This window comes from Pseudomonas sp. GM49 (assembly GCF_000282355.1).
Taxonomy (GTDB): Bacteria; Pseudomonadota; Gammaproteobacteria; order Pseudomonadales; family Pseudomonadaceae; genus Aquipseudomonas.
Map to the genome: position 1 here is coordinate 1 of NZ_AKJL01000123.1, position 9856 is coordinate 9856.

Annotated in this window: 9 protein-coding genes; 5 read left to right on the forward strand and 4 right to left on the reverse strand. The window is 59.1% G+C overall.

The genetic code is table 11. The features are described from left to right. Both PMI29_RS17015 and PMI29_RS17010 read right to left on the reverse strand, forming a co-directional pair. A partial coding sequence (locus PMI29_RS17015) for a catalase family protein (protein WP_007997279.1) occupies positions 1 to 1065 on the reverse strand: 1065 nt, incomplete at its 3' end. 28 nt (positions 1066 to 1093) lie between these two features. Beyond that, positions 1094 to 2896 carry a di-heme-cytochrome C peroxidase gene (locus PMI29_RS17010; RefSeq protein WP_007997281.1) on the reverse strand — a complete coding sequence of 601 codons (1803 nt, stop codon included), beginning with the start codon at positions 2894 to 2896 and terminating at the stop codon, positions 1094 to 1096. A gap of 269 nt (positions 2897 to 3165) precedes the next feature. Between PMI29_RS17010 and PMI29_RS17005 the strand changes: the two genes are divergently transcribed. The 5 genes from PMI29_RS17005 to PMI29_RS16985 all read left to right on the forward strand — a co-directional run bounded on the left by PMI29_RS17005 (position 3166) and on the right by PMI29_RS16985 (position 5863). Continuing rightward, positions 3166 to 3882, forward strand: a complete 717-nt coding sequence (locus PMI29_RS17005; RefSeq protein WP_007997283.1) for an FKBP-type peptidyl-prolyl cis-trans isomerase — start codon at positions 3166 to 3168, stop codon at positions 3880 to 3882. Between the two features lie 293 nt (positions 3883 to 4175). After that, positions 4176 to 4631, forward strand: a complete 456-nt coding sequence (locus PMI29_RS17000; RefSeq protein WP_007997285.1) for a YkvA family protein — start codon at positions 4176 to 4178, stop codon at positions 4629 to 4631. 114 nt (positions 4632 to 4745) lie between these two features. Continuing rightward, positions 4746 to 5087 (forward strand): helix-turn-helix domain-containing protein, encoded by a 342-nt coding sequence (locus PMI29_RS16995; protein WP_007997287.1) that lies wholly within the window; start codon positions 4746 to 4748, stop codon positions 5085 to 5087. Then, a complete protein-coding gene (locus PMI29_RS16990) occupies positions 5084 to 5455 on the forward strand; it encodes a hypothetical protein (protein WP_007898892.1) in 372 nt (123 codons plus the stop codon). The genes PMI29_RS16995 and PMI29_RS16990 overlap by 4 nt, the downstream gene beginning before the upstream one ends. Continuing rightward, the gene (locus tag PMI29_RS16985) at positions 5456 to 5863 is read left to right on the forward strand and encodes a hypothetical protein (RefSeq protein ID WP_007997288.1); all 408 of its coding nucleotides are present in this window, start codon (positions 5456 to 5458) and stop codon (positions 5861 to 5863) included. It abuts the gene before it with no gap. Between the two features lie 21 nt (positions 5864 to 5884). Here the strand turns inward: PMI29_RS16985 and PMI29_RS16980 are convergent, their stop codons facing one another. Continuing rightward, positions 5885 to 7675 carry a bifunctional diguanylate cyclase/phosphodiesterase gene (locus PMI29_RS16980; RefSeq protein WP_007997290.1) on the reverse strand — a complete coding sequence of 597 codons (1791 nt, stop codon included), beginning with the start codon at positions 7673 to 7675 and terminating at the stop codon, positions 5885 to 5887. A gap of 146 nt (positions 7676 to 7821) precedes the next feature. Then, a complete protein-coding gene (locus PMI29_RS16975) occupies positions 7822 to 9843 on the reverse strand; it encodes a carboxy terminal-processing peptidase (protein WP_238541654.1) in 2022 nt (673 codons plus the stop codon). Between the last annotated feature and the right edge of the window lie 13 nt (positions 9844 to 9856).

Consider the following 9856-nt stretch of genomic DNA (forward strand, 5'->3'; position numbering starts at 1 on the left):
CCCGCCGATGGGGCGGTGTGCCTCGATACCGAACCAGGGATTGAATGACTGGTTGTCGCATTGCAGGTTCAGCGCCGGTGTATCGAAGTCCTGCGCCGGCACATTGATCCGTGCCACCGTCTCGAAGGGCGCATCACTTTCGCGCCATTCAATGCTGGTGTCCTCAATCGGCATGTACTTGTTGGCGTCCTGCCGCTGGATTTGCAAGACGAAACACGCGGGTACCCGGTCGGTCGATAACTGTTGATTCAGCGCATTGCGCAGGAAGTTCGGCAACTTGCGATTTTGTTCCGGCAGGTTGTAGGCCGGGCAACTGCCCGGATCGGGCATGACCCGGAACTTCGCATTGGCTTCACCGAATTTGTAGGGTGAAACCGAAAAGTACGTCGTCCGGGTTGGGCTCGATGGAGCAGGGGACAATGTTGCCAAGGCAATAAACAGGTGGCGAACTTGCCACGAACGCGGATCCCGGCCCGGAAAGAACGCCATCATTTTTTTACCGTCGGCCTGGGCAGCGACGTTCTGACGGTATTCGGCCACGTTACTTACAAAGAAGTTCGGATGGCTGAACATCACAAAGTCCTGTTCGCTTCGCCCCTGCTGATCGCTCAATAGTTGTTTGCCCGGAACATCGAACAGCTTGATCGCCATGCCCCGGGCATCGCGGATGCTGTCGAACTGCGGGTAGGCATTGCCATTGGACAGGCGCATCGTCGCTTGCCAGGTTTTGCCCGGCTCGCTGAACACGCCCTGGCGCAATTCGCTGGCCAGTTCCGGCAACACCTGAACTTCGGCTTTGACGCAGCCGTGGGCCTTGGCATGAGCGTCGCGCAGGTAGCGGGTGCTTTCACGGTGCTGATCGACGATGCGCACAGCGGTCTGGATGATGTCCTGGGTCATCGCGGCTTCATCGTCCGCAATCAACTCCTGCGCGGAGACCGGTCCGCGCTGCTGCCAGGCAAACCAGGCGCTGGCCAATGCCCAGCCAAGCACTCCAAGACCCAGCAGCCACAGCAACAGCTTGCCGAGGAAGGCGCCCAGGCGCAGCCAGAGTGTAATCAGCATGAGAGAGTCCCTGTGACTGAGGCTGTGGTCATGGCAATTGCGCTTCCAGCGGGCCGCCCAGCACTTTCAGGTATTCCAGCAGTGCCCAGCGTTCTTGCGGCTGCAACCCGCGGCCAATCACGCCATTGCCGAGATTGCCGGCACGGAACTCATGACCACTGTTGTGGTTGCCGGTGATTCGCGTGTCGAACAGGAAACCGTTGGTAAAGGCTTCGGTGCGGTAACCCAGGTGCCCCGGGTCGTATTCGAAAGTGCCTTTGTAGAACGTGGTCGCACGTTCATCCTGAGGCGACAGCAATTGATAAATGCTCGGTACCGAACCGTTGTGCAGGAACGGCGCTGTCGCCCATATACCCGCCAATGGCCTGGCCTTGTACGAACGCAATTCGCGCACACCGATCGGCAGGCCGAAACCGTCCATTTCAGGGCGCTCGGCAGGGGTAACATTGGCGTCTTGATACGCGCGGTCCTGGACAAATGCCGTGACATAGGCCAGCCCCTTGGCCACGGACATTTTGCTCAGGTCCAGTGGCTCGGCGGGTTTGGGTTCCACATCAAGTTTTTCCAGCTCCGCCTGCTTCCATTGCAATGCTGTGAGGTCGAAGCGGTGGTCGGCGATGTTGTTGGCCGCACCGGGGTCAGTGCCGATGTAATCCACCGGGACCATTTTCAGATGCTGGACATATCGCCCGTCGCCTTGGGTGGTACGCGGTACATGACAACCCGCGCAGTTTTCGGCGAACAAGGCGCGACCCTTTGCTGCCAGAGGTTTGTCGACCGCGCCCAACAGATCTTCCGGCCAGGCCGGAGGCGCGAGTCGTTGCAGGGTTTCTTCGATCAGGTGCAGATCGCGCACGCGCACGCTGGAGGGATAGCGGGCATCGCCCATCAGCGGCTGGCCGTTCCCGTCGAAGAAATTCAGCGTGGCACCGACGCCCAACGCCTCGCCGATGTTGCGGGCCATCGGTTGTTTCGCCGAACCGTTCCACTGCACCCATTCGAACGTCCACATGCCCCACAACTGTGGATAGTCGACCGGGGCATTGGCCACGCGGTAGTTGTCGGGGGAAATCGCATCACCGAAGCTGGCGTTGGCGATGCGCCCGAAGGCGTCTGTGCGCCCCGGGCCTTCCTCGGTCGGATAGAGCCCGCGATGGGTGTCGTTCCAGGCCACCTTGAGGAACGTATCCAGTGAAGATTTGAATTCTTTGCGCAGTTGTTTGTGGTGCGTCTCGTAGTCCTGACCCAGCACATTGCGTGCGAAGCGCTCGAATTTCCACGGGTTGTAGTAAGTCGAGGCCAGGCTGGCCACCAGCGCTTGTCCGAAACTGCCCCCTTTGAGTGTAGGAACACTGGAGGGCAGAACATGCTGCGCCGAGCCACCGTCGATACGCACGGCCTGGCCCTTGAAACGCAATTCACCGGTATGGCAGGCCGCGCAGGTGACATCCAGAAACATATCCGGGCTCCCCGCATTCTGGTGCCGGGTAAAGCCTGCCGGGAGGTTGCCGGGGTTGTTCGGTGTCGGTTTCTGGCCGGGGTCCACCAGAAAACCGAAACGGGCGAGGTACTCGGGGGCGGCGAAGCGTTGCTGCGAGAAGGGCAGTTCGAGGGCGGTGAACCAGTCGTAGCGCAAGCCTTTGACCTGAGTGCCCTGGGGGGTGAAGTAATAAGTCTCTCGATCGGCGGCGCTCCATTGCTCCAGGTAGTGCACCTGTTGTGCCGGCGACCAGGCCGGTAATTTCGGGTTGGCGACATAGTAAAGAACCACGGCCATGACCAGTCCGAACAGTATTGCGATGAGAGCCAGCAGGCGAAAGAAGAGGCGCAAGATAAACATCCTTGTTGAGCTATCATGCCGTTATGCCCGAGTGCCGAAGGTGCGGCAAGAGGCCATTGCGCCAGATATTGTAGGTTCAGGAATCAGCCTGCGTCGGAACAAGATGAAAGAAGCTTCATCAGCCGAATGGTGAAATGCGTTTAAACACCTGAACTTATCAATCGTTTCCGGCTCTCATGCCGGTAGCCATTGGTCGTGGCGGCCTGATAAGCTCGCGGCTTTACTCGATTGCCCTTTAGGCGCATGAACAAGGAAATAGCATGAAACAGCATCGGTTGGCGGCGGCGGTGGCCCTGGTTAGCCTGGTACTCGCGGGTTGTGATTCGCAGACCAGCGTAGAGCTGAAAACTCCGGCGCAAAAAGCTTCCTACGGCATTGGCCTGAACATGGGCAAGAGCCTGGCTCAGGAAGGCATGGATGATCTGGATTCCAAAGCTGTAGCCCAGGGCATCGAAGACGCCGTCGGCAAGAAAGAGCAGAAGCTCAAGGACGAAGAACTGGTTGAAGCGTTCGCCGCACTGCAAAAGCGTGCTGAAGAACGCATGGCCAAGATGAGCGAAGAGTCGGCCGCTGCCGGCAAGAAATTCCTCGAAGAAAACGGCAAGAAAGCCGGCGTGACCACCACCGCTTCGGGCTTGCAGTACGAAGTCGTGCAGAAAGCCGATGGCCCTCAGCCAAAGCCGTCTGATGTAGTGACCGTTCACTACACCGGCAAGCTGACCAACGGCACCGTATTCGACAGCTCCGTCGAGCGCGGCAGCCCGATCGATCTGCCGGTCAGCGGTGTGATCCCGGGTTGGGTCGAAGGCCTGCAACTGATGCACGTTGGCGAGAAGTACAAACTGTACATCCCTGCTGACCTGGCTTACGGCGCTCAAAGCCCGAGCCCGGCGATTCCAGCCAACTCGGTACTGGTATTCGACCTGGAACTGCTGGCCATCAAGGATCCGGCAAAAGAAGACGCCGCTGCCAAGTAACCAGCGTCTGCTTCGATAACAACGCCTCGCTTATGCGGGGCGTTGTTGCATCTGGCGTTCGGCAGGGGTAAACAAAACGAACAGGCGCTCTAGGTCGGAGTCTTAGGCATAGTAGGCGTTGGCGGTAGACGCACCAGGCCGCCAAGTCAATGAAATTATGGGTTTTTTTTGATGAGTAAAAAACGCCCGATCTGAACGGAGGCCTTGTAAAGCGGGGCTTACAGCGATGAAAAGCAGCTCTGTTCACAAGGTTATCCACAATTTGTGTGGATAACATTTCAACGGGAGGAATGATGAAAGCACCCTGGAGTTTCGCTCGTTTCCTGCCACTGGCCGGACGCCTGCTGGCGCGCGGCCGATTGCCGACCCTGTTGTTTGCGGTCGCCAGCAAAGGCGCGAGCCAGGGCAATCGACTGGGCAAGATCAAGGACGATTTGAAGCTGTTGCAGGCACTCTGCCTGGCCTACTGGCGCGGTGAGTATCGTGCCATCAGCCCCAAGGCGCTGGTTTCGGTTGTCGCGGGCCTGATGTACTTCCTCAGTCCGGTGGATGCGATCCCGGACTTCATACCAATGTTTGGCATGCTCGATGACATCGCCGTACTGGCATGGCTGATGAAAGTCCTCGACGACGAGCTCAATGCCTTCCGTGCCTGGCGAAAGTGGCAGGTGCCGGAGAAGCTCGCGGTGGTCGAGCGCCTGCCTGATACCCCCGAGCAACTTCAACTTCAAGGCCCGAAAAAACACTGAGTCGATTTCGACCTGTTCACAGATTGATGCCCCCCGCGACCTTGGCCGCTGTTAGGATTACACTTCTAGGGAAAAGTGCCGACTCGCTAAGTGTTGTTGTCCTACGGGGTAGTCATGGATATTCAGATAATTACACGCGAAGGCGAACCCGAATATGCGGTTCTGCCATGGGCTCAGTATCAGGCGTTACTGAAAGCAGCAGGCATCAAGGAGCAGGCGTCGCCTGAAACCATGAAGCTTCAGGCGGCAACACCAGACGCGATTCTTCCGGGTCTGGATCAACTACGCAGTTTGCGCGAAGGAAAGGGCATCGCCATCGAGGCGCTGGCCCGCACGGTAGGCATCAGCCCGTCTTACCTGGCCATGATCGAAAGTGGCGAGCGTCTGCCCGACGCCGCGATTCGTCGCAGCCTGGCCTGGGAGTTGACGGTGCCAGGGTGGAGGGATGAATCGTGAGCGTACGCATCAGTCGTCAACATTGGGACGGATTGCTGGGCGAACTGGATCAGGCGCGTCGCCAGCGCCATCTTCTGACTTATCGGGCATTACTGGAACGTTTGCAGTTGCCGACACCGGCCATGCAAACCCTGACAGCGGCCCTTGAGCATCTGGCGGCACTGGACGCCAGGGCAGAGCAGCCATTGCGCAGTTCACTGGTGATCAGCCAGGGCGCCAGTCGCCTGCCGCGCACCGGATTTTTTGAATGTGTCGAGCGCCTCGGGCGTTTTTCCGGGCCGTCGGACGGCGTTGCCGCCGCGTCCTGGCATGCTTCGGAAGTGGTGCGGGTGTTCGAGTACGAATACCCGGAATCGGCCGAGGCCTGAGTGTTTTTGCAACTCAAGGCGCGATCCGGATATTGGCTCGCGCGCAGACTGTTTCACTGGCCGTGGTTTGTTCGCCAGCCGCAGGGCTGGCGCTGGCTCGAAGGCCAGTTTGCACGCATGGCCAACCTGGGCGACGTCGGCGCCCAGAGCTTCTATGGGCATATCCTGACGTTTCGTGGCGTCGGCCTTGGCGCTCGTGAAGAGGGCGCGCGTCTGTTGCGCCTGGCGGCGTTGGCGGGCGATGGCAAGGCGGCGTATCAGGTTGGAGTGATCAGTCTGGCCGGGACGGCGAGCAAGGCACCGGATCCGGTTGAAGCCGCGCGGTTCTGGGAGATCGCGGCGAAGGCCGGGCATCCGTTGGCGCCGATCAAGCTCGAAGAGCTGAAGTCTTCTTCGGCACCTCGTTGATTGGCGTGATGCCGAGATCCCTTATCGATGCCCGGTAACGAGCACCTCTTCAACAGTCGAAACCACCCGACTATCAATCACATGCACGCTATACCCCTGCACATTCTTCGCATGGTGCTTGGCTTGTGACGCCATTTCCGCCAGCTGGCTCGCATCGAGTTGTCCACAGGCCTGTGGATGCAGATGCACCACGCCGATCGACAGCGACAACAGCGCAAACTCCTGCCGTACGCCCTGTCGATTTGGTGCGATAAAGCATCCGGCCTCCAGGTGTTCGCTGCGGTAGAAACGTCGGCACTGGCTCTGGAAGTCGTCGAGCAACTGGTTCAAACGTTTGCGCCAGTCTTCCGGGCCGAGCACCAGCAGGAAATCATCACCGCCGATGTGGCCGACAAAGTCGCGGGACGGGTCGACGCGGTCGTTCAGGCATTGGGCCAGGCACAGCAGGACTTCGTCGCCGCGGCCATAGCCGTAGATGTCGTTGAAAGGTTTGAAGCTATCGATGTCCACGTAGCAGATCACTGATTCCCGTTGCTGTTGCAGCAGCCGCGTCAGGCATTGCTGGATCGGCACGTTGCCCGGGAGCAAGGTCAGCGGGTTGGCGTAGCGGGCCTGCTGGATCTTCAGTTCCGTGATCAGCTTGAGCACGTCAATCACCCGGCCCAGTCCCAGGTAGCCGCCGTTGAGGGTGATGATGAAATCTTCTTCGATGCGCTGGCGGGCACGGCCTGTGATCAGGCGGCTGACTTGTTGCAGCGACTGACTCAGCTCGACGGCGAGGAAGTCATCGTTCATCAACCGGCTGATGGGTTTGCGGGCGAACAGATCGGTGGCAAAGGGCTTGAGCAGGGCATCGGAGAGCGAATGCCGATGGACGATACCGCAAGGCTGACCCTGTTCATTCAGGATCGCCAGCGAGTTCAGGTTGGCCTGGCGGCGAAAGGCTTCGAGCACCGTGGCGGTCGGAGTGTCGTGGTACATGGCAGGTTGCTCGTTGAGCAGGGCGCTGAGGTCGCTGCCGTCCTCGCTCAGTACAACAGCGGTGCTGTCCTGTCGGGGCATCAATGCCCGGGCATCCCGCGGTGGGTGTTCCTGGGGACGGCAGAGCAGATAGCCCTGGACCAAATCCACACCCATCTCAGTCAGCACCGTGAGCTCTTCCGGTAACTCGATACCTTCGGCAATGACTTGCGCCCGCGAGGCCTTGGCGATTTTCAGGATCGAGCCGACGAATTCGCGCTTGAGCGAATCCTGATGAATGCCATCAATGAAATGCCGGTCGATTTTCACGTAGTCCGGCCGCAGCTCCGACCACAAGCGCAAACTCGAATAACCCGCCCCCAGATCATCCAGCGCAATCGAAAACCCCATCGCCCGATAGTGATGCAGGGCGGTTTGCAGCAACTGGAAATCATCCGTCGGCGTTTGTTCCGTGAGCTCGATGACCACCTGACTCGGCGCAATGCCGAAGTCCTGCAGCAATTGCAGGGTGCGCCCCGGTTGATGGGCCGCTTCGAGCAGGGATTCCGGGGATACGTTGAGGAACAACATGCCAGGCAGTTGTTGCTCATTGAAGCGTCGGCAAGCGCTTTCGCGGCAGGCAATCTCCAGCTCGCTCAGGCGTCCGGCCTGGCGGGCGACGGCGAACAGGGCGACAGGGGAGTGCAGAGGGCTGTTGGAGGGGCCGCGACTGAGGGCTTCGTAACCGAGGATGCGCCGTTCAGATAGGCTGATGATCGGTTGGAACAGGCTGTGCAGACCGCTTTGAGTCAGGATTGAGCTCAATGCACTCAGCTGTTCGGTTGTGGTCATGGCGATCTCTGGCGATAAAAAAAGGACCGGGCGTGCCCTTGGTAAAAAGAGCACGCCCGGTCCTTTATTTCACGACAGAATGATGACTGCTTGATGACGCTCCGGGGAGCGTCAACATTAAATTGCCATCAGTTGCTTGTAATAACTCAGTGCTTGGCCACTGCCGTGTTGAGTTTCAGGTAATCCAGCAGAATCCGCCCGGTTTCGCTCAGGTAGGCGTCGTCTTCCGGCTTGGTCTTGTCTTCCTCGGCCGCGATAGCGTCCTCGTCTTCTTTCTTCAGCTCTTTGAGCGGTTCTTCGCCCTTGGCCTTGCGACGGATGTTTTCCATGGCCAGTTGCTTGGCTTCGATGTCGGCGTGCTGGGCACGGCGCTCGGCTTCATTGAGGCTGACGGTTTTTTCGGCCATCAGTTTCTGCGCCAGTGCCAGCTTGTCGCGGATGAACACGAATTCTGCATCCTTGGCTGTGCGCAAGTCATGCTCGGACTTGAGCTGTGAAATGTACGGCTTGAACGGATCCACCGCAGGCTTGATCGCGGCCTTGATGGTGTCCCACGGCATGGCTTCGGGCAGGGCGCTTTCACCGATTTCCTTGGTGTCGATGATCGACGGGTAATCGATGTCCGGCAAGACGCCCTGATGCTGGGTGCTCTGCCCGGAAACCCGGTAGAACTTGGCCAGGGTCAGTTTCAGTTCGCCATGGTTGAGCGGCTGAATGGTCTGCACGGTGCCTTTTCCGAAGGTCTGGCCGCCGATGATCAGTGCGCGATGGTAGTCCTGCATGGCGCCGGCAAAAATCTCCGAAGCCGAGGCAGACAAGCGGTTGACCAGCAATGCCATCGGGCCTTTGTAGAACGCGCCCGGGTTTTCATCTTCCAGGACATCGACGCGGCCATCGGCGTTACGCACGAGCACGGTCGGGCCTTTGTCGATGAACAGGCTGGTCAGCTCGGTGGCCTCTTGCAAGGAACCGCCGCCGTTGTTACGCAGGTCGATGACCACGCCGTCGACTTTCTCTTTCTGCAACTCGGTCAGCAGCTTCTTGACGTCGCGGGTGGTGCTCTTGTAATCCGGGTCGCCGGCACGGAAGGCCTTGAAGTCCAGATAGAACGCCGGGATTTCGATGATGCCGAGCTTGTAGTCCTTGCCGTCCTGCTTCAGGTTCAGTACCGACTTCTTCACGGCCTGGTCTTCGAGCTTCACCGCTTCACGGGTGATCGGCACGATCTTGGTGGTCTGGTCGTTCGGCGCATTGCTGGCCGGGATGACTTCCAGGCGCACCACGGTGCCTTTCGGACCACGGATCAGCTTGACCACTTCGTCCAGGCGCCAGCCCACCACGTCGACCATTTCCTTGTTGCCCTGGGCAACGCCGATGATCTTGTCGGCCGGTGCAACCTGCTTGGTCTTGTCCGCCGGACCTGCCGGCACCAGGCGCACGACTTTCACCTGGTCGTTATCGCTCTGCAACACGGCGCCGATGCCCTCGAGGGACAGGCTCATGTTGATGTCGAAGTTCTCCGCGTTATCCGGCGACAGATAGTTGGTGTGCGGGTCGTAGGACATGGCGAAGGTATTGATGTACGCCTGGAAGATGTCTTCCGCGCGGGTCTGGTCCAGGCGTGCCAACTGGTTCTTGTAGCGCTTGGTCAGGGTTTCCTGGATCTGCTTGGGCTCTTTGCCGGCGATCTTCATCCGCAGCGCTTCATCCTTGACGCGTTTGCGCCACAGGTCGTCGAGTTCTGCGGAGGATTTGAGCCAAGAGGCGTCCTTGCGGTCGATCAGCAAGGTTTCTTTGGTGGTGAAGTCCATCTTGTCGACGCCTTTGTCCAGCTCGGCAAGAGCGAAGTCCAGACGCGCCTTTACGCGGTCCAGGTAGCGCTTGTAGATGGTGAACCCGGCGTTGAGGTCGCCGCTCTTGAGGAAGTCGTCGAACTGCGTCTTCCACTTGTCGAATTCGGCAATGTCGCTGGCCATGAAATAGCTGCGCGACGGATCCAGCAGCTTGAGGTAGCTGTCGTAGATGATCACCGAACGCGCGTCATCGAGCGGTGGCTTACTGTAGTGGTGGCGTTTGAGCAACTCCACGACGTTCAGACTGGCGATCACTTCGTCACGATCGGGTTGAAGCTTGTCCCAGCTATTGGCTGCGAATGTATTGCTCGACATCGGCAGCAAGCCG